This window comes from Robiginitalea insularis (assembly GCF_052497835.1).
Window position 1 is genome coordinate 2093344 of sequence record NZ_CP199296.1, and the last position, 19945, is coordinate 2113288.

Here is a 19945-nt window from a genome sequence, read left to right on the forward strand (position 1 = left end):
GGTAGTATTTCGCTTACTGTCCGAAGGTGGCCGCATGTGCCAGCCTTTCGGGATTTTTGATGATTATCCGGCGCGATTTCCCCATTTTGATTATACCTTCCTCCTTAAACTCAGATAGTGTTCGGATGGCCGTCTCAGTGGCTGTTCCGACCATCCCTGCGAGATCTTCCCGCGCGATATCGATGCCTTGTTGTTCATGGTTATTGATCAATCCTAATTCCTGAAGTTTCAGCAAAATATGGGCCATGCGTTGTCTGACCGGACAATACGCCATATTGACCAGTTGTTCCTGTACCTCAATCAGATTTTTGGAAATCAGCTCCATAAATTTGCGGGAAACTTCCCGATTCTCAGTTATTAATTCCATAAAATCGGCCTTTGGAATAGGATAAACCACCGTGGATTCCATAACAGTGGCCGTATGCAGATAGGTTCCTTTTGGATTCAGCAGGGACAATTGCCCAAGAAAATCTCCCGACTGGAACATCCCGGTAACGAATTCCTTCCCGCCTTCTGTTGTTTTATGGGTTTTTACCAGGCCTTTATCCAGAAAATAGAGGTAATGTGCTGCGTCTCCCTCCATAAAGATCAGATCCCGCTTGTCAAAGTGTTTTTCCCTGTAGCTTTTCTCTATATGTTCCCTGTTGAGATATGCAGAGGCCTGTGCAAGGAATCTGTGGATTCCGTTTAAATCTTTGCTGAACTCTTTCTGTAGAAAGTCGTGCTTTTTTAGCCTGGCCTCTATCGCCATCAGCAATTCCTCTTCTTCAAAAGGTTTGGTCAGATAATCATCGGCCCCCAGGTTCATTCCCTTTCGGATATCGGCTTTTTCCGACTTTGCCGTCAGAAAAATAAAGGGGATGCTGCCGGTTTCATCTTCAGCAGACAATTGAGCCAGTACCTGATAACCATCTGTGCCGGGCATCATGATATCACAAACAATCAGATCCGGTATTATTTTCCGGGCCATTCTCACGCCAGAATCACCATCCGCAGAGGTATATACTTCAAAATCCGAGAGTCGCAGCAGGTCGGCTGTATTTTCACGCACATCGGGATTATCTTCAATGATAAGGATCTTTTTCATGGTTTTGGGGCATTTATGACTGTGGGCAGGTGTATGTAAAAAGTACTTCCTTTATTTAGTTTGCTCTTAAAGTGAACATAACCTCCCATTAAATCGAGATAATGTTTAACCAGGTGCAGGCCTAAACCCGTTCCCGGGATATTTACCGCATTTTTTGCCCTGAAAAACCTTCTGAACAGATTGGATTGCTCTTTTTTCGGAATGCCCATACCCCTGTCCTGAATGGCAATGATGATTTGGGAACCCCGTTTTTTAATGTGAAGGTGGATAGGACTGTTTTCATGTGAATATTTAATGGCATTCGAAATAAGATTCAACAAAACATGCCGCATTAAATTTGGGTCCGAGTAAATGTTGAGGTTGCCCATTTCACATTCTTCAATAAAGTACTGTCCTACTTTCAGGTTGCTTTCCAATTCTTCCAGTACTGCCCGGATCAGCTGTATAAGGTCAAAGTTGTATTTCTCGCACTTAATTTCTCCTTCTTCCAGACGGCTGATTGACATGAAGTCATTCAGGATCACATTCAGGTTTCGGACATTGTTCTTTATCTGATTCAGGTAATGGTTTGTTTTGTCTTCCTTGCCGGATTCCATTTGTTTGCCTATGAGAATGGCAGAGGAGAGGATTGCACTTAAGGGGGTTCGGAATTCATGGGATGCCATGGCGATAAACCGGGATTTAAGGTCATTAAGCTCCTGTTCGGTTTTCAGGGATTTCAGGAGTTCATTTTCTATGGTTTTTTGCTCGGTAATATTGCTCCAGACCAAAAGGGCCCAGTGGAAGGATTCCTCCAATTCCAAAGGGGTTGAATTCACGCTGTAAATATGTCCGTTTCTGCTTTGTTCAAAAGTGCGATGTTCGCCTTGCAGAGTTTTGATCACTTCATTTTTGATAAATACTTTCTGTACCTCCGTGAATCCATGAAGGTCCTCGGGCGTTTTACCTTTATAGTTCCATGAGGAAAGCCCAATACCATCCAGTTCTTCCCCTTCCAGGTGTTGCAGGCTTAGCTTATGATCAAAAACCATGATTACCCCTTTGGGAAAATTACGGGCGATAGCCGCAAATAGGGTCTGATGTGTCCGCGCTCTTTTTTCGGCCTCTCTGGCAGTTTCTATCTGGTCCTCCAGATTCAGGTTGGTTTCTGCTAATTTTTTTACTGCAGATTCAACTTCTTGGGTCTGAACTTTTACATGTTTCTCCAGCTTTTTGGCATAGGCTTCCAATTGTTCTTTGTTATCCCGAAGCATCTCCTGGGTATAGAATTTTTCAATAGCGATACTGCCCAATTGAAGCACGTCCCGGATTCGTTCCCGGGTAGCACCGTCTGGTGCCCCTGAATGCCTTAAAAATATACTACAGGAACCCAGGATTTCCCCCTTTGAAGAATGTATGGGAAAGGACCAGCTGGCCCTGAAGCCGGCACTCAATATAGGTTCGGCCAGCTCACCCCACAGGGTATCCCTGGAAATATCTTCAGAAATATAGGTTTGCCCTTCCATTACGGCAATTTCACACCCGCATTCGGGAATATCATTTGATGGTCGCCAACTCAGCAGCTTTTGCATTTTTTTTGGTATGGAAAAGGAATACCAGGGTTTCAGGTCCCCGCTGTGCGGATCCCTCAGGGAGAGTATCAGCCCGGCCTGATCGATATAGCTGGAGAGGAAATCGGAAATGGAAATACCGATTTCCTCCAGTGGCTCATCCCTGATGATCTGTTCCAGAATATTCCGGATCTGATCCTTTCTTTCCGCCTCGGTGATGACATGGCTTACATCATTCTGCACGCCAATAAAATGCGTTACTTTTCCCCCGCTATCCGTAACCGGGGTAATGGTGAGTTCATTCCAGAACAGACTACCGTCTTTCCGGTAGTTCCGCAGTATTTCCTGTATGGGTTTCCCCTGTGCGATCGCTTCTCTTAAGCGGGCAATTGCAGGTTGCTGCCGATCTTCTCCCTGCAAAAACCTGCAGTTTTTACCAATTACCTCCTCCCGGGAATATCCTGTAATTGCTGTAAAAGCTTTATTACAGAAAATGATAGGGTTGTCTGCAATTCCCGCATCTGATATAAGGATTCCGTTACCAGCCGCTTCAAGTGCCCTGTTACGTATGTCCAGAACCCTTTGAACGGATTCGGATTCGGTAATGTCCCGGACAATGGTAAGGATCCTTTGTCCGTTTAGCCGGGCTAAACGGGCTTCGTAGTATTTGGTTGCCCCGTTTTTAATAGAGAATTCAATGTTCTGTGTGTGCCCTGTTTCTTTTATGTTTTTAAAGGCCTGTTTAAAGAGGGCCGTAATTTCCGGAGAAAAGAGGTCGGACATGTTTTTATTGACCATCCCGGATGGATCATTGATTAAGCTGCCGGTTAGGGGAGGGTAATAATCAATAAAATCTCCTGTGTAGTTTAGAATCAGTACAGTATCGGGAATGGCATTGAGCAGTGCAGCGGTTGTCCTGGAAGGACCATTCGAAGTTTTATGGAATTTTTGATTGACTTCTGGTGATGAAAGAAAGAGCAGGTGTGAAGTTGTATTTCCTGATGTAAATTCCTCGATTTGTATTTGACAGTTGCGCGTCTCTTTGTTTTTGCAAGTTACCTGCACCGGGCCCCTGGTTACTCCTGGACCGCCGCTGAGCAGATCCGGGTCCGGAATCAGTTCTGACAAATGCTTGCCGCTAAGTTCTGATGGGTTGTAGCCGGTTAGGTTTTTAACGGCCCTATTTGCATAGCGAATTTCAAAGGACGGGGAAAGGAACAACATGGCTTCGCCTGAGCCCTTGAAACGCCCTTTTTTGCCATTTTTGTTCCCCTTTTTTCTCTCAACGGTATCCATACAGGTATCTAACTATGGCCTACTCTTTTCGTCTTTATCAGGATTCCCCGGCAAATTGAATCTTCCGACCCCAAACAAAAACTCAGGGATCATTTCCATTGGCCTGAATAAAAGCCCTTTGAATACTAAAAATTCTTATTCCGGTCTGTATCGCTGCTAACAATTTCGCCATAGCCTTAAAGGTAGTGAGCGGCCTGCTCAAAATTCATGATGATTATCATAATTCTGATGACTTGCTTCTAACAAAAAGGGAGGTTAGCCCTCTGAGGGATACAGATGATTTCTAGATGGTTATTGCAATGGCAATAGGGGTTTCGCTGAGCTCCGGAAAAAGCGAACTCCCGTACAACATTTATGGACAACTGTGATGCGTAAGTACGGGAGTTTAATAAATAAGGCGACTTATCAGCCGACTTCAATTACTTTTGGAGGCCTTTTTTTGGCTTCCTCTTTTTTCAGCAAATTAAACTTAAGAATACCATCGGCATACTTCGCTTTAATTGCTTCTTCTTTTACCATTTCAGGTAATTGGAGAGATCTTTCAAAAGAAGTGTAATTAAACTCTCTGCGAGTGTAATCTTCTTCTTTTTCTTCTTTGGATAACTCTTTCTCTGCGGTAATATTCAACATACCATCTTCAATGGTAATATTGAAATCTTTTTTAGTGAATCCGGGAGCGGCCAGTTCTATTTCAAAATGGTCATCTGTTTCTTTGATGTTCAATGCAGGCTCCATAGTTTTTCCATTCCAGAAGTCTGTTTGCATCAATCCGGTGTTCCACATCCTGTTGTCAAAGAAATCATCCATGTCGAATAAATCCCTTGTCATGAGATTTCCAAAAGGTCTTCTTTTAAATTTGATCAAGGTCATAGCTTAAGATTTTATATTAAACAACTCAGTTAGGTTTTCGATCGAATGTAAGCAGAGCATAATCCCTGTGGAATGATTCAGGTCAGTTCGGACCAATTGTTTTCCACGATGTGTTAGAATCTTTTTAAAAACACCTTACCTCTGCAGTTAGATCTGAAAGTCCGTTGTGATTGCTGAGGGGGTTGGAATTTGGCCCCGATACTTATCGGGGTGGTATTTGGAATTTGGTTCTTGGTGTTTGACTGGATTACAGCTTTGCTGTGATCCAGGGCATTCCGCTCCTGCAAACCTGTCCCGACGACAGGCGGGATAGAAAACCCTATCCGGCTTGGCCGGATTGCGGTATTTTTTCCTCACCTCCTTAAAAAAGTAAACTTTTTACGGAGGCTTCAAAAAAATACCCCGCAACTTTCGTTGCAGGGTTTTCTGCTTGATGTGGGATATACTGGATTCGAACCAGTGACCTCTGCCCTGTCAAGGCAGCGCTCTAAACCAACTGAGCTAATATCCCCTATGTAAAGGTGGGGCAAGATCGGAAAAAAATCAGAAGCACTAAAGTATCTGATTAAAAAGATTATAACGGGTTTGGAAGTTATTGGCCCAAATAATCAAGGCTTCGTTCCAGTGCCATTCCGCGGGAACCTTTGATCAGGACGGTAGCCCCTTCTTTCAGGGGGTTGTCCTTTAAAAACGCAGCGAATTCCTCAAATGTTTTAAAATGGTCTGCATTTACCCGGGTATTGAAAAAATTGGCGCCTATAAGGTAGAGGGCATCAAATGACTTGGAAGCAGCCAGCCGGGCGATAGCACTGTGTTCTGAGGCCGTATCCTCTCCCAGTTCAAACATATCTCCCAGAATGGCTACTTTGCGGGCAGCCTTCAGGCCTGCGAAATGTTCCAGGGCGGCCATCATACTGCTGGGGTTGGCGTTATAGGCGTCTAAAATAATTTCAACCCCATTCTTTTTAATGAGCTGCGATCGGTTATTCTCAGGGATATAATTTTGGATGGCTGTTTTTATGTCATCCGTAGACACCCCAAAATAGGTTCCTATCCGGGCAGCGGCGGCACAATTTGAAAAGTTGTAAGACCCGCTGAGTTGCGTATTTATTGTTTCCCCTTCTACTTCAAAGGATACAAAAGGATCCGCTTTTAAAAAGCGTATTTTTTCAAATTCAGGCTGAGACTGGCTGAACCCTATTGTTTTGGGATATCCCTGGAGTTTTTCGAGCTGAATAGGATCATCTGCGTTGATAAAAACGTGCTTGTCGTGATTTATCAGGTAAGTGTAGAGTTCGCTTTTACCTTTGATTACACCTTGTACTCCTCCAAACCCTTCCAGGTGTGCTTTTCCGAAGTTGGTGATATACCCGTAATCCGGTTGCGCCAACTGGCTCAGAAATGCAATTTCGCCCTGGTGATTTGCTCCCATCTCCACTATCGCCAGTTCCGTGTCAGGGCCAATTTGCAGCAATGTCAGGGGTACTCCAATATGGTTGTTAAGGTTCCCTTTAGTTGCAATGCATCGGAATTTCTGTTGCAGTACGGCATGAATAAGTTCCTTGGTTGTTGTTTTCCCGTTGCTTCCGGTAAGTGCAACCACCTTTGCCTTCATGGCGTTACGGTGAAAGGTTCCGAGATCCTGTAAGGCCTTTAAGGCATCCTTAACCAGGATGATGTTTTGCCCGGCGGCAAATTCTTCCTCATCCACTACGGCATAGGCTGCTCCTTTTTTAAGGGCTTCCGCAGCGAAACGATTCCCGTTAAAATTTGGACCTTTAAGTGCAAAGTAAATACAGCCGCCGGAGATTTTCCGACTATCCGTACTGACCCTGCGATGCTTTAAAAAGAGCTGGTGGAGTTCCGCGGTTTTCATGGCCATAAATATAAAAAGCTCTGACCGAATGATCAGAGCTTTTTTACAGCATTATTGCCGGTAATTTTATTTGCGGACCTTTTTCCCGCGAACGGTCTTATTTTTGGTTTTGGATTTGGATCCTACCCTGGACATGGCACATCTGAAACCTATGTAATCAGTTGCCATATATTGTGGCAGGTATCGGCGCTGTGCCGGGTCCAGCCAATAAGCCCTGTCCCTCCAGGAACCTCCTTTGTACACCCGTACTTCATCGTTGATAAGAGTAGTACGGCTATTGCTTTTGTCGTACTGTCGGATCAGGTTTCCGGTAGAATCCCGCTGCACTTTGTGCTTGGGAGAATTGTACATGCTACGCTGATCCTCTTCCTCTGTAAACTGATCAAAGAATCTGGAAGAGCCCGGATCTCCGTCACGATAGCCGCGGTTATCACTTTCAGAGAAATTGGTTCTCAGGTAGGTTTCCTGTTCGTCAACCGGTACCATTTTGATTTCCCCTGGAAGGTTGGTTGCTACGATTTTCCCATTTGGCAGGGTATCATAAACAACTGTATCTTCCAATATTTTAACTTTTCCATCGGAGTCAATGGCCGTTTTGGTATAGATATTACCCCTGTAGTAGTTGAAATCACTGATTTCATCATCAACTATAGGACGGTATACATCTGCCACCCATTCGGCAACATTTCCTGCCATGTCATAGAGTCCGTGGTCATTGGGTTTGTACGATTTTACCTCAGCGGTAATATCGGCCCCGTCGTCAGACCACCCGGCAATTCCGCCGTAATCTCCTTTTCCCTGCTTGAAATTGGCCAGCTGGTCTCCGCGACCAACCCTTTGTCCGTTTCGGGTATAATCGCCTTCCCATGGATATTTCTTACGTCCGCGATAATTGTTGTATTCACGGGTTCCTACAAGGGCCTGAGCAGCGTATTCCCATTCGGTTTCAGTAGGGAGCCTGTACTCGGGCATGATGATCCCACTGCTGCGTTTTGCGAAATTCGGAACGGAGTCCTTTTGAGCCTTACCTCCAAGTGAATCTATTTCCCCTCCGTAAACGGCCTCAGGACGGTTAAGATACGTTTCAGTACTGAAAGTACCTGCTATTTCCCCGTTCATGGCCCTGTACTTAACGTCGTCGGCAAGATAGCCTTCGCGTTCCAGCATAGCTTCATTAACGCGATCCGTACGCCATTCCGAGAATTGTACAGCCTGTACCCAATTGACACCGACCACAGGATATTCTGCGTAGGCCGGATGGCGCAGGTAGTTATTCGTCATCGTTTCGTTAAAGCCCAGACGATTCCTCCAGACCAGCGTATCCGGAAGTGCCCCTACATAAATATTGGTGTATTTGGGGTTTTCCGGAGGATAAACTTTTTTCAGATAATCGAGGTATTCGAGATACATCACATTGGTGACCTCCGTTTCGTCCATGTAAAAGGACTGTACGTGCTGCGTAGTTGGGGTGTTGTTCCAATCGTGCATTACGTCATCCTGTACCTTTCCTTTGGTAAAGGTTCCTCCTTCAACGAAAACCAGGCCGGGGGCTGTTTCCTGTTCCTTAAAATCGGAATTGAATTGAAAACCGCCTTCTTTGGCATTGATCTTCCAACCGGTCGCTCTGGAGACATTCTTGGAGCCTGAAGATTTCTTACAGCTCTGAAGGCCAAGGGTTCCGGCAATAATAGCGGCTGACAATAATGCGCTGATTCGTGATTGTTTCATCTGTATTTAGGACTTAAAGTTCAAATCAGACCGGGTTTTGACGATCTGAAGGTTACTTTTTCTTTTAATTGCTTTCCGGGGTATACAACGGGTAATTTGCTATAATATTTTATCTGTATTCAAAAATTTGCCACCGATAAAATACCCCTGATTTAAAGCGATGCGTTTCCATTGATAACGAGGAATTGACGGTTCTAGTATGGTCCGGGCTTCACTTTTTTGAATCCAGGGCACAGCAACTGACCCTGCCCGCTCCCTTTAGGGAACAAAAGCCGTGCTTAGTCCCATAAGATAGCCGGGAAGCATTCAACTTTTCGACGAAATTCAAGCCGCTATATATAAGATAATCTTGAAAATCCCGTTTTGCATAAAATATTAAGTGCGGAAAAGCGTACTAAATCTTAATTGCATACCTTGTAAACATTGACCATTTTGAAAAGACTAATGAAAAAAATTTGGATGCTCGTAATGTTGTTAACTGCCGGACAGGCAGTGGCACAAAGCAGTGAAAGGGTTATAACAACAGCAGTTCCCTTTTTGACCATTGCCTCAGATGCGCGCTCTTCGGGCATGGGGGATGTGGGGGTTGCCACCTCTGTTGATGCCTTTTCCCAGCAGTGGAACCCGGCCAAATTTGCCTTTGCAGAGCGAAAGATGGGAGTGGGTATCAGTTATACCCCCTACCTGGAGAGTATTATTACGGATATCGCTTTATTAAATGGAAGCTTTTACAATAAGATAAATGAGAGGAGTGCCTTTGCTGCATCCATTCGCTACTTTACCCTTGGGGAAATAGAGTTGCGTAACACCTTTCAGGAAGACGGGACACTGGTGAAGCCGAATGAACTGGCTATTGACGGGTCTTATGCGCTTAAGCTCAGTGATTTCTTTTCGATGGCCGTTGCGGGGCGTTTTATCAGCTCCAATCTGGAAATCCCCCAACTCGGCAATGCCGTACAGGCGGGGAGTTCCTTTGCAGTGGATGTTGCCGGATATTACCGCGGGCCTGAAAAGGCTTTTGATAAATTCGATGGCCGCTGGAGGGCTGGTTTCAATATCTCGAATCTGGGTGGAAAAATAAAATATGATGATGGCGGGCAGGAAAATTTCCTGCCGACCAATCTTGCTCTGGGAGGAGGATTCGACTTTATTTTTGACCTGGACAATGTCCTTTCGCTTACCGCTGAGATCAATAAATTATTGGTGCCAACGCCGCAGGATTTTGACGGGGATGGAGACCTGGATGCCGAGGATAACCAGGAGTATCAGAATATCGGATTTTTCAGTGGGGTCTTCAAATCACTGGGAGATGCGCCGGATGGTTTTTCAGAAGAATTGAAGGAGATGACCTGGGCCCTCGGCGCAGAATATCTTTTTCAGGAATCTTTTATGATACGGGCGGGGTACTTTAATGAAAGTGAGGTTAAGGGTTTCCGTAAATTCTTTTCATTAGGAGCCGGTTTTAAATACAATACCGTTCAGATAGATCTCTCTTACCTCTTTTCCACGGCACAGGTTCGAAACCCTTTGGAAAATACACTGAGGTTTTCGCTGACTTTCAATATCGGCGAAGAGTTTTACAATGATTAATAATTTTATGACGCTATAACAAAAGGACCTGCCATGAGCAGGTTCTTTTGTTTCCGCAGATTTCATTGTTGTATATTTAGGTATGGAGAAACGCCATATTGGGTTTGACATTCTTGTGCATCCGGATGCTTCAGGGCTTTCCGATGCGGACAAGCAGTTGTTGCAGCGGGCGCGTAAGGCCCTGGAAAAGGCTTATGCTCCATATTCTGGCTTTAAGGTGGGAGCTGCTGTCTTAATGGACTCCGGGGAGGTGGTCATAGGAAATAACCAGGAAAATGCTTCTTATCCCTCCGGCCTTTGCGCAGAAAGGGTAGCGGTTTTTCAGGCTGGCGCCCGATTTCCGGGGGAGCTAATCCGCAGTATAGCCATTGTTGCCAAAGCTCCGGGGAAACAACTAAGCGCTCCGGCCGCACCTTGTGGCAATTGCAGACAATCTATTTATGAATATGAAAAAAAACAGGGCAGCCCAATAAGGCTATTGCTGCAGGCGGCTGAGGGAGCAGTCTATGAATGCCCTTCCATCTCGGATTTGCTTCCCATGGGCTTCGACAATTCCTTTCTCTGATCTGGGGTCATTTCAGACCTGAAACCGGACGGATTCCTTTCTCAAGCAATTTTTTTTCAGGAATGATTTAATGTGTATTTTTGTTTTTCCACCTTCGGGCCGGCAGATCCTGTTCTGAATCCCCGATTGAAGGACCAACTGACACTAAAATAATTTCAATGAAAAAATTCACCAAAGAAGTATATCTGAAATGGTATGAGGATATGCTGTTCTGGAGGAAATTTGAGGATAAGCTTGCGGCCGTATACATTCAGCAAAAAGTTCGGGGTTTCCTGCACCTTTACAATGGGCAGGAAGCTGTATTGGCGGGTTCACTACACGCCATGGACCTGGACAAGGATCGGATGATTACCGCCTACAGAAACCACGTACAGCCCATAGGAATGGGGGTAGATCCCCGTAAAGTGATGGCCGAACTATACGGCCGGGTTACGGGAACCTCTAAAGGAATGGGAGGTTCTATGCATATCTTTTCTAAAGAACACCGCTTTTACGGGGGGCATGGGATTGTCGGAGGTCAGATTCCCCTGGGGGCCGGGCTCGCTTTTGCAGATAAGTATTTCAAAAGGGATGCGGTTACCCTGTGCTACATGGGGGATGGAGCAGTTCGGCAGGGAAGCTTGCACGAAGCCTTCAACCTGGCAATGCTCTGGCAATTACCGGTTGTTTTTATTTGTGAGAACAACGGCTACGCCATGGGAACCTCAGTTGCCCGTACGGCACATTCAACCGAGATCTGGAAACTTGGGCTGGGGTATGAAATGCCCTGTGGTCCGGTAGACGGGATGGACCCTGTTACCGTGGCTGAGGAGGTGCACAAAGCCATTGACAGAGCCAGAAAGGGTGGTGGTCCCACTTTCCTGGAAATGAAAACATATCGGTACCGGGGGCACTCCATGTCCGACGCACAGCACTATCGCACCAAAGAGGAGGTGGAAGAATACAAGAAGATCGACCCGATTACCCAGGTAAAAGATGTGATTCTCGAGAAGAAATACGCTACTGACAAAGAGATAAAAGAAATTGACGATCGCGTCAAAAAACTGGTGAAGGAATGCGAAGAGTTTGCAGAAAATTCAGAGTTCCCTCCAGTAGAACAACTCTACGACGTGGTCTACGAACAGGAAGATTATCCATTCCTCCAACATAAATTATAAGCATTAAGGAAAATGGCAGAAGTAATAAAAATGCCCCGGCTGAGCGATACCATGGAAGAAGGTACTGTGGCAAAGTGGCTCAAGAAAGTAGGGGATAAGATAGAAGAAGGAGACATCCTGGCCGAAATAGAAACCGATAAGGCTACTATGGAATTCGAATCCTTTTACGAGGGTACGCTGCTCCACATAGGGATAGAAGAAGGCGACGGAGCTCCTGTAGATGCACTTTTGGCTATAGTTGGGGAGGAAGGGGAAGATATTTCTTCTCTGCTCAATGGAGCCGATGCTGCTGAAAGCACCCCTGAAGCACCAGCAGCAGAAGCTGAGAATACCGGGCAGGGAGAGTCTGTTAAAGAAACTAAACCCGCTGCTGAAATACCGGAAGGAGTAGAAATCGTGCGTATGCCTCGCCTGAGCGATACCATGGAAGAAGGGACCGTAGCCAGTTGGCTCAAAAAAGTAGGGGATTCCGTTGAAGAAGGAGATATCCTTGCTGAGATTGAAACGGATAAAGCCACCATGGAATTTGAATCTTTCTATTCGGGAGAGCTTTTGTACATCGGAATAGGAGAAGGAGAATCTGCCCCCGTAGATGAGGTTTTGGCGGTAATCGGACCCAAAGGAACTGATGTGGATGCTGTTCTCAGTGCACAAAGTGGTTCATCAGCCCCGAAAGAGGAGGCTGCCCAGGCTGCTTCCGGTCCGGAACCGGAAACAGAACAGAAAAAAGAAGAAACGGCTCCTGCTACTGATAATCAGGGCGGTCGGATATTTGTTTCCCCGCTGGCCAGGAAAATGGCAGAAGAAAAGGGAATCGACCTGAAGCAGGTTAGTGGAACAGGAGACCAGGGGAGGATCGTGAAGCGGGATATTGAGAATTTCAGCCCTGCCGAACAGCCTGCAAAAACTCAAACAGCTCCTGAAGCTGCAGCCACTGCTCCGCTTCCAACACTGCCGGCAGGAGAGGAGTCCGTGGAAGAAGTTAAAAACTCTCAGATGCGCAAGGTGATTGCCAAGCGCTTGTCTGAGTCTAAGTTTACAGCCCCTCACTACTATCTTACCATTGAGGTTGATATGGACCAGGCAATGGCTTCCCGTGCACAGATCAACAACCTGCCGGATACCAAGGTTTCCTTTAACGATATGGTGGTGAAAGCCTGTGCAATGGCATTAAAAAAACACCCGCAGGTGAACACCAGCTGGAATGGGGATACTACCCGTTTCAACCAGCACGTGCACATTGGCGTTGCGGTTGCTGTTGAGGATGGCCTTGTGGTGCCGGTATTGAAATTTGCCGATCAGATGAGCCTTACCCAAATTGGGGCAGCTGTGAAAGACCTGGCGGGCAGAGCACGTAATAAAAAGCTTACCCCGGCTGAAATGGAAGGCAGTACGTTTACGGTATCCAATTTGGGGATGTTCGGTATTCTGGAGTTTACTTCCATCATCAATCAGCCGAATTCTGCCATCCTTTCTGTAGGAGCTATTGTTGAGAAACCCGTGGTGCGCGATGGGCAGATACAGGTTGGTCATACAATGACCGTAACCCTGGCCTGTGATCACCGCACTGTTGACGGGGCTACCGGAGCCCAGTTTCTGCAAACACTACGGTCCTATATGGAATACCCGGTTACCATGCTGGCATGAAGAAACGAGTGAAACAAATAACTAATAATTTCTGGCTTTGCTGCATCTTAGCATCAGGTTTACTCTTGTTGCAGGCATCCTGTGGGAGTTCCGCCAGCATCCCGAATCAGGCAACCGCTTCGTCGGGATCGGCTGTTTTGAGCAATCCGGCAATTTCGGGACCTGCAAAACCGGTCGTATTCTCGGACTCCACGCGTATCGGTTCGCTGATGAGCTACCTTGCTTCCGATGAACTCAAAGGGAGGGATACGGGTTCTGAAGGTATTGAAGCCGCAGCGGGATTTATAGAAAACCGACTCCGGGAATTCGGCATAAAACCCTATTTTTCTTCTTACAGGGATACCCTTAAGAATACAAAGGAGATTGCCTACAATATCGTTGGACTCATTGAGGGAAGCGATCCTGTTTTGAAAAATGATTATGTGATCCTTGGGGCCCACTACGACCATATCGGGATCGTCCCCTTAAAAAACGGCGATGGGATTGCCAACGGGGCGAATGACAATGCTTCCGGAACTTCCACCGTTTTGGAACTGGCAAGATTCCTCAGTGGGCAGGAACCTCCGAAGAGGAGTATCATCATTGCCCTGTTCAGCGCAGAAGAGAGGGGGTTGCTAGGATCAAAACACCTTGCTGAACGACTGTTAGAAAATGGGCTTTCGCTTTATGCCATGCTTAATTTTGAGATGACCGGGGTACCCCTGAGAGGTAAGGACTACCAACTGTATATCACAGGTTATGACAAATCCAACCTGGCGGAAGTCTGCAATCGGTATGCCGGAGGCAAACTGGTAGGTTATCTCCCGACCGCCGCGGAGTACAATCTGTTCCAGCGATCGGATAATTATTCATTTTACAAAGCCTTTAAGGTGCCTTCGCACACCTTTTCAGCCTTTGATTTCACCAATTTTAATTACTACCACCAACCGGGGGACGAAAATTCAGAAATGGATTTTGTCCATATGGCGGAAATGGTGAACCAACTGATTCCGGTAATCAGCGGCATTGCCTCTGCGCCCGAAAATGAACTTACAGCTAACTAAATGGCGAAGATTGTAGTTACAGGATGCAGCAGGGGTATCGGATATGAACTTGTTCGGCTATTGCTCAAAGATGGGCACGAAGTTTTGGGCTTAAGCCGAAACACGGATCCTTTGCAAAAACTACAACACAAGAAATTGTCATTCAGAAGTTTTGATATTACCCGGGATTCGGATATACAGGCTGTGGCTTCCTGGCTTTCCAAAGAATGGAAAAATGTAGATGTCCTGGTGAATAATGCAGGGACTTTATTGAATAAACCATTTTCGGACACGAGTTTTGAGGATTTTGAAAAAGTATATGCTGTAAACGTATTTGGGCTTGCAGCCCTGACCCGTGCCCTTATCCCGCTTATGGGTGCAGGGGGCCATGTGGTAAGCATCAGTTCAATGGGTGGTGTTCAGGGTAGTGCCAAGTTTCCGGGTCTGGCAGCTTACAGCTCCAGTAAAGGAGCCCTGATTACCCTGTCGGAATTGCTTGCGGAAGAGTATAAAGAGACCGGTCCGGCCTTTAATGTTCTGGCGCTTGGCGCCGTTCAGACAGAAATGCTTGAAGCAGCTTTCCCGGGATATAAGGCTCCTATCAGCGCAGCCGAAATGGCAGCCTATATAAAGGATTTTTCGCTCAGTGGACAGCGATTTTACAATGGAAAAGTTTTACAGGTAAGCAGCTCAACCCCCTGATCCCACTATTTCCCGGGGCCCGATAAAAACCTTTGTAATAATCCAGGTAGTTCGTAATAAAGCTTTAGGTTCCCTGAATTCATTTCTCCAGAGGCTGATTGCCCTAGCTTAAAATTAGTCTGATACTTTTTTAACCCGGCATCCATAATTGTATAAATTTGCGCTAATGAATAATGCATTAGAGCCCTATTTGCCCGAACAGGCGTTCGCTCCGTGTTTGGAGCTGATACGCAAGGAGGCAGTTCATTTAAAGATTGTAAACAGCCGCCAAACCCGGCACGGAGATTACAGGAAGTTACCGGACGGAACCCATTTGATTACCATCAACGCTATGGGGAACAAATATCGCTTCCTGATTACCCTTATTCATGAAATTGCCCATTTGGTTGCCTTTAAACATTTTGGGCGGAATATAAAACCCCATGGAAAGGAATGGAAATATACCTTTCAACAGATGATGCTCCCTTTTTTAAGGCCGGCCATTTTTCCTATGGAACTTTTACCGTTGCTGGCGCGTCATTTCAAAAACCCCAAAGCAAGCAGTAGTACCGATACACCGCTTGCCCTGGCATTGAAGAAATACGATGCTGAGGAATTACATGGGCATTTTGTATTTGAAATTCCGGAGGGGAGTACTTTCAGGCTATACAATGGGAAGGTTTTCCGGAAGGGCCCGAAAAAAGTAAAAAGATATCAGTGCCTCGAGCTGGCTACGGGAAGGATGTACCTTTTCCAGCCGCATGCGGAGGTTGAATTGCTAAATCAGTTTGGATGAATAAAAATTATTATGCCGTTATAATGGCCGGAGGAGTGGGATCCCGCTTCTGGCCGGTGAGTACTGCCGATTTTCCCAAACAATTCCACGATATGCTTGGAAGCGGGGAATCCTTATTACAGAAAACTTTTGGCCGTCTCTCCCGCTTTATCCCGCAGGAAAATATTTATATCCTTACCAATGCCCGCTATACGGAACTGGTACTGAAACAACTTCCCGGGATCTCCCCGGTGCAGGTGGTTCCGGAGCCGGCTATGCGAAATACGGCCCCATGTATTCTATACGCTGCACTAAAAATCAGGAAATCCAATCCGGAAGCAGTAATGGTAGTGGCTCCCAGCGATCATTGGATAGAAGATGAGGAAGCTTTTAAGGCAGATGTGATTCAGTGTTTTGAAAGGAGTGCAAAGGAACCAATTTTATGCACCCTTGGAATTCAGCCCACCTTCCCCAATACCGGTTTCGGGTATATTGAATATGCAAAGGAGGCCATCGGGAAGGCAGGTTTGCAGCAGGTGGTCCAGTTTCGTGAAAAACCAGACTATCAGACGGCTAGAGGATTTTTGAAACAGGGAAATTTTCTCTGGAATGCCGGGATTTTTATCTGGTCTGTAAAAGGGATTATCCGGGCTTTCGAGAAATACCAGGCCGATCAATACGCCCTTTTTGAAAAGGGGATTCCATTTTACAACAGCCCTGGAGAAACAGATTTTATCGAAGAACATTACAGCCAGGCAGCAAACATTTCAATCGATTATGCAATTTTGGAGCAGTCTGATCAGGTTTACGTGCTGCCCGCATCTTTTGACTGGAATGATTTGGGAACCTGGGGGTCTCTTTATGAGAAAGTGGAGAAAGACTCCGAAAATAATGCGAAGCTACAGGGCAATATCCTTTGCCGGGAAAGCAGCGGAAATCTGATTCGCCTGCCCGATAATAAAATTGGGGTCGTGGACGGCCTCAGGGATTATATAATAGTAGACCATGAAGGAGTGCTGCTGGTGATGCCAAAATCTAAAGAACAGGAAATAAAACAACTAGTGGCCCAGGTAAAAGATCAATTTGGGGAACGTTATACCTAACAATATGCAAACGAGTAATAATAAAGAGGGAAGGAATACTGCTGCTCCCGAACAGGACAATAGCGCTGAGGTCAAAAAGGATTTTCAGGGGCTTTTGGGCAGCAGCCGCAAGTTTATGTCGGAATTGCTGGACATCCGCAAAAATACGGACCAGGATGCCGCCAAGGCTGCCATCATTGCAGACATACCTTTTAAGGGGCACACGGCATGGATCCTGATTTGCTCTATCTTCATCGCCTCGGTGGGGCTTAATGCCAACTCCACAGCCGTGGTAATCGGAGCCATGTTAATTTCGCCGCTGATGGGTCCTATCCTCGGGATCGGTTTGTCTATTGCGGTAAACGATATTGATACCCTCAGAAGGAGTTTGAAGAATTTTGCCATAATGGTGGTTTTGAGCGTCCTCACGGCCTACCTGTTTTTCGAGTTTTTTCCGCTTCGCGACGAATCTTCTGAACTACTCGCCCGGACGGAGCCGGATATCCGGGATGTATTGATCGCTTTCTTTGGTGGTCTGGCCCTCGTCATTGCACGTGCTAAAAGGGGTACCATTGCTAGTGTGATCTTTGGTGTCGCCATTGCAACAGCACTGATGCCACCCCTGTGCACGGTTGGTTTTGGTCTGGCGATCAGCAACTGGGAGTACGCATTGGGAGCCCTCTACCTGTTTACCATCAATACTATTTTTATAGCCCTGGCAACCTTCCTGGTACTTAAATTGCTGCGGTTTCCGATGGTGCGCTATGCCAATTCCAAAAAGAGGCGGTTTATCGCCCGGATCGCTTCCCTGGTGGCTGTAATGGTTATGATCCCTGCAGGCTACACTTTTTACAAGGTATTCCGGGAATCCCGTTTCCGTTCCCAGGCCAGGCAGTTGATCAGCGAGACCATAGGGGTCTACCAGTTTAGCGGCACAGGGAGGTATATGGATAACCTTACAGAGATCAATTACGATGAAGATGGAAATTCGATAATTGAATTGGTTTGTATGGGGGACGACCCGATTCCACAGACTGTGATTCAAACCTGGAAAGCACAAAAGAACCAATATTCTGAATTACAGACTACTGAACTGAAGGTGGTACAGGGAGCCCAGGACGACAGTGAACTTAAATTCAACTATGTCAATGAGCTCTATGAGGCCAAAAAAGCTGAACTATTAAATAAAGACCAGCGCATCAGGGTCCTAGAGGAAGAATTATCCCAAATGAGCAGTCTGGCAAAAGGCATGATTCCCTTCCAGGAAATCTCGCAGGAAGCCCGGATTAATTATGAGAATATTGACCGCCTGAGTTTTGCATATACACTGCAGACGGACTTTAAAAAGACAGATACCATCCCGATGTTTGAAGTGAGCTGGAAGAACGGAAATACAACTGAAAAGGAGGAAGACCTGAAGAAGTTGTCCAACTGGCTGCAGGTGCGCCTTAAAAACCCAAAGATTCAGGTTCGGCAGGTGGGAGATTAGTCGTCTTCTTCCAGATACATTTGGCGGACCTTTTTGAACAATTCTGAGGAGTAGACAAAATTGGTCACGGCCTCATTGTCCGTTTTAAAGATTTCGTTGTTGGTGCCTTCCCAGGCCTTGTGCCCGTGTTGCAGAAATACAATTTTCTCACCGATTTCCATTACGGAATTCATATCGTGTGTATTGATCACTGTGGTGATGTCGTATTCCTGGGTGATTTCCTGTATCAGGTTATCAATAAGGATTGCAGTTTTCGGATCCAGCCCGGAGTTGGGCTCGTCACAGAAGAGGTATTTGGGGTTCATGACTATAGCCCGGGCAATGGCTACCCTTTTCTGCATGCCCCCGGAAATTTCGGAAGGGAATTTTTTATGCGCATCCACAAGGTTTACACGCTTGAGGACAAAATCCACCCGGTCCTGCATTTCCGACCGGGATTGTTTGGTAAACATATCCAACGGAAACATTACGTTTCCCTCCACGGTCATGGAATCAAACAGGGCACTTCCCTGGAAAACCATCCCCATTTCCTGTCTCAAATCCCTTTTTTCTGCGGGGCTTAACTTGGAATATACCTTCCCATCATAACAGATGGTTCCTTTATCAGGCTTGATCAGCCCGAGCAGGCATTTCATAAAGACCGTTTTCCCGGAACCGCTCTGCCCGATGATAAGATTGGTTTTGCCCTTGTCGAAAACGGTGCTGATGCCTTTCAGAACCTGTGTTTCGCCAAATGATTTCTGTAAATCCTGTACTTCTATCATTAGCCAAGGAGTAATTGAGTGAGTATGTAATTCAGGATGATAATGACCACACTGGTCCAGACAAATGAAATCGTGGAGGCTTTCCCGACTTCCAGGGCACCCCCCTTCATATAATATCCGTGATAGGAGGGGATAGTGGCGATTACCATGGCAAACACCACAGACTTGATAAAGGAATAGGTTACATGAAAAGGGATGAAGTCTAATTGCAGGCCCTCCACAAAGTCTGCACTGGAGCTGAAACCTCCAAAGACACCTGCTATCCAGCCCCCCAATATCCCGATATACATCGAAATGGCCACCACAAAGGGATAAAAAAGCATGGCGATGATTTTTGGGAAAACCAGGTAATTCAGAGAATTGACCCCCATGACTTCCAGGGCATCTATCTGTTCGGTTACGCGCATGGTCCCGATACTTGAGGTGATATAAGAACCAACTTTCCCAGCCATAATAATGGACGTAAAAGTGGGGGCAAACTCCAGGATTACCGATTGCCTTGTGGCGAAACCGATAAGGTTTCTTGGGATTAGCGGGTTGCTGATGTTTAAAGCGGTCTGAATGGTAACAACCCCCCCGATAAAAAAGGAAATAAAGATTATGATCCCCATGGAGCCGTAAATAAGCTCATCGATCTCCTTCAGGATCAGCGATTTCATGATAGGCCATTTAGTGGGCTTTTTAAAAACTTCGCGCACCATAATGGCATAGCTGCCGATAGAGGTAAGGTAATTCATAGGGTTTTGGTAGGCTTCATCAGGGTAAA

15 protein-coding genes, 1 tRNA gene and 1 pseudogene are annotated in these 19945 nt (G+C 46.1%); 9 read left to right on the forward strand and 8 right to left on the reverse strand.

Going from position 1 to position 19945, the window contains the following annotated elements:
• Positions 1 to 13: 13 nt before the first annotated feature.
• From ACT6NV_RS09475 to gldJ, 6 genes are all read right to left on the reverse strand, one after another.
• On the reverse strand, positions 14 to 1087 hold the full coding sequence (locus tag ACT6NV_RS09475) for a response regulator (RefSeq protein ID WP_445384231.1): 1074 nt from the start codon (positions 1085 to 1087) through the stop codon (positions 14 to 16).
• Positions 1084 to 3933 carry a PAS domain-containing protein gene (locus tag ACT6NV_RS09480; RefSeq protein ID WP_445384232.1) on the reverse strand — a complete coding sequence of 950 codons (2850 nt, stop codon included), beginning with the start codon at positions 3931 to 3933 and terminating at the stop codon, positions 1084 to 1086. Before ACT6NV_RS09480 ends, ACT6NV_RS09475 begins: the two co-directional genes overlap by 4 nt.
• 405 nt (positions 3934 to 4338) lie before the next feature.
• Positions 4339 to 4803 (reverse strand): Hsp20/alpha crystallin family protein, encoded by a 465-nt coding sequence (locus ACT6NV_RS09485; RefSeq protein WP_445384233.1) that lies wholly within the window; start codon positions 4801 to 4803, stop codon positions 4339 to 4341.
• Positions 4804 to 5239: 436 nt separating this feature from the next.
• Positions 5240 to 5314 (reverse strand) — tRNA-Val (locus ACT6NV_RS09490).
• Positions 5315 to 5395: 81 nt separating this feature from the next.
• Positions 5396 to 6679: a UDP-N-acetylmuramoyl-tripeptide--D-alanyl-D-alanine ligase gene (locus ACT6NV_RS09495; protein WP_445384234.1), complete on the reverse strand. Its 1284-nt coding sequence runs from the start codon at positions 6677 to 6679 to the stop codon at positions 5396 to 5398.
• A gap of 66 nt (positions 6680 to 6745) precedes the next feature.
• A complete protein-coding gene (gene gldJ, locus ACT6NV_RS09500; RefSeq protein ID WP_445384235.1) occupies positions 6746 to 8407 on the reverse strand; it encodes a gliding motility lipoprotein GldJ in 1662 nt (553 codons plus the stop codon).
• Positions 8408 to 8851: 444 nt separating this feature from the next.
• Here gldJ and porV point away from each other — a divergent pair, with 444 nt between their 5' ends.
• The 9 genes and pseudogenes from porV (at position 8852) to ACT6NV_RS09545 (ending at position 18415) form a co-directional block, all read left to right on the forward strand.
• Entirely contained in the window at positions 8852 to 9997 is a 1146-nt protein-coding gene (porV, locus tag ACT6NV_RS09505; RefSeq protein WP_445384236.1) for a type IX secretion system outer membrane channel protein PorV, read from the forward strand.
• A 58-nt stretch (positions 9998 to 10055) separates the two neighbouring features.
• A pseudogene (gene cdd / locus ACT6NV_RS09510) lies at positions 10056 to 10562 on the forward strand (cytidine deaminase); the annotation flags it as partial.
• A 158-nt stretch (positions 10563 to 10720) separates the two neighbouring features.
• Positions 10721 to 11719: a pyruvate dehydrogenase (acetyl-transferring) E1 component subunit alpha gene (pdhA, locus tag ACT6NV_RS09515; RefSeq protein WP_445384237.1), complete on the forward strand. Its 999-nt coding sequence runs from the start codon at positions 10721 to 10723 to the stop codon at positions 11717 to 11719.
• A 12-nt stretch (positions 11720 to 11731) separates the two neighbouring features.
• Positions 11732 to 13366 (forward strand): pyruvate dehydrogenase complex dihydrolipoamide acetyltransferase, encoded by a 1635-nt coding sequence (locus tag ACT6NV_RS09520; RefSeq protein WP_445384238.1) that lies wholly within the window; start codon positions 11732 to 11734, stop codon positions 13364 to 13366.
• Complete coding sequence (locus ACT6NV_RS09525; RefSeq protein ID WP_445384239.1) at positions 13363 to 14409, forward strand: M28 family metallopeptidase; 1047 nt, start codon at positions 13363 to 13365, stop codon at positions 14407 to 14409. Before ACT6NV_RS09520 ends, ACT6NV_RS09525 begins: the two co-directional genes overlap by 4 nt.
• Positions 14410 to 15090 (forward strand): SDR family NAD(P)-dependent oxidoreductase, encoded by a 681-nt coding sequence (locus tag ACT6NV_RS09530; RefSeq protein ID WP_445384240.1) that lies wholly within the window; start codon positions 14410 to 14412, stop codon positions 15088 to 15090.
• A 166-nt stretch (positions 15091 to 15256) separates the two neighbouring features.
• On the forward strand, positions 15257 to 15865 hold the full coding sequence (locus ACT6NV_RS09535) for a SprT-like domain-containing protein (RefSeq protein ID WP_445384241.1): 609 nt from the start codon (positions 15257 to 15259) through the stop codon (positions 15863 to 15865).
• A complete protein-coding gene (locus ACT6NV_RS09540) occupies positions 15862 to 16947 on the forward strand; it encodes a mannose-1-phosphate guanylyltransferase (RefSeq protein ID WP_445384242.1) in 1086 nt (361 codons plus the stop codon). Before ACT6NV_RS09535 ends, ACT6NV_RS09540 begins: the two co-directional genes overlap by 4 nt.
• Before the next feature lie 4 nt (positions 16948 to 16951).
• Complete coding sequence (locus ACT6NV_RS09545; protein WP_445384243.1) at positions 16952 to 18415, forward strand: DUF389 domain-containing protein; 1464 nt, start codon at positions 16952 to 16954, stop codon at positions 18413 to 18415.
• Here the strand turns inward: ACT6NV_RS09545 and ACT6NV_RS09550 are convergent.
• Both ACT6NV_RS09550 and ACT6NV_RS09555 read right to left on the reverse strand, forming a co-directional pair.
• A complete protein-coding gene (locus ACT6NV_RS09550; protein WP_445384244.1) occupies positions 18412 to 19179 on the reverse strand; it encodes an ABC transporter ATP-binding protein in 768 nt (255 codons plus the stop codon). The genes ACT6NV_RS09545 and ACT6NV_RS09550 overlap by 4 nt on opposite strands.
• On the reverse strand, positions 19179 to 19916 hold the full coding sequence (locus ACT6NV_RS09555) for an MlaE family ABC transporter permease (protein WP_445384245.1): 738 nt from the start codon (positions 19914 to 19916) through the stop codon (positions 19179 to 19181). Before ACT6NV_RS09555 ends, ACT6NV_RS09550 begins: the two co-directional genes overlap by 1 nt.
• Between the last annotated feature and the right edge of the window lie 29 nt (positions 19917 to 19945).

Excerpts from the sequence above, each read along its gene's own strand:
- ACT6NV_RS09475 (WP_445384231.1), bottom strand. The coding sequence starts at position 1,087 with ATGAAAAAGATCCTTATCATTGAAGATAATCCCGATGTGCGTGAAAAT.
- ACT6NV_RS09480 (WP_445384232.1), bottom strand. The coding sequence starts at position 3,933 with ATGGATACCGTTGAGAGAAAAAAGGGGAACAAAAATGGCAAAAAAGGG.
- ACT6NV_RS09485 (WP_445384233.1), bottom strand. The coding sequence starts at position 4,803 with ATGACCTTGATCAAATTTAAAAGAAGACCTTTTGGAAATCTCATGACA.
- ACT6NV_RS09495 (WP_445384234.1), bottom strand. The coding sequence starts at position 6,679 with ATGAAAACCGCGGAACTCCACCAGCTCTTTTTAAAGCATCGCAGGGTC.
- gldJ (WP_445384235.1), bottom strand. The coding sequence starts at position 8,407 with ATGAAACAATCACGAATCAGCGCATTATTGTCAGCCGCTATTATTGCC.
- porV (WP_445384236.1), top strand. The coding sequence starts at position 8,852 with ATGAAAAAAATTTGGATGCTCGTAATGTTGTTAACTGCCGGACAGGCA.
- pdhA (WP_445384237.1), top strand. The coding sequence starts at position 10,721 with ATGAAAAAATTCACCAAAGAAGTATATCTGAAATGGTATGAGGATATG.
- ACT6NV_RS09520 (WP_445384238.1), top strand. The coding sequence starts at position 11,732 with ATGGCAGAAGTAATAAAAATGCCCCGGCTGAGCGATACCATGGAAGAA.
- ACT6NV_RS09525 (WP_445384239.1), top strand. The coding sequence starts at position 13,363 with ATGAAGAAACGAGTGAAACAAATAACTAATAATTTCTGGCTTTGCTGC.
- ACT6NV_RS09530 (WP_445384240.1), top strand. The coding sequence starts at position 14,410 with ATGGCGAAGATTGTAGTTACAGGATGCAGCAGGGGTATCGGATATGAA.
- ACT6NV_RS09535 (WP_445384241.1), top strand. The coding sequence starts at position 15,257 with ATGAATAATGCATTAGAGCCCTATTTGCCCGAACAGGCGTTCGCTCCG.
- ACT6NV_RS09540 (WP_445384242.1), top strand. The coding sequence starts at position 15,862 with ATGAATAAAAATTATTATGCCGTTATAATGGCCGGAGGAGTGGGATCC.
- ACT6NV_RS09545 (WP_445384243.1), top strand. The coding sequence starts at position 16,952 with ATGCAAACGAGTAATAATAAAGAGGGAAGGAATACTGCTGCTCCCGAA.
- ACT6NV_RS09550 (WP_445384244.1), bottom strand. The coding sequence starts at position 19,179 with ATGATAGAAGTACAGGATTTACAGAAATCATTTGGCGAAACACAGGTT.
- ACT6NV_RS09555 (WP_445384245.1), bottom strand. The coding sequence starts at position 19,916 with ATGAATTACCTTACCTCTATCGGCAGCTATGCCATTATGGTGCGCGAA.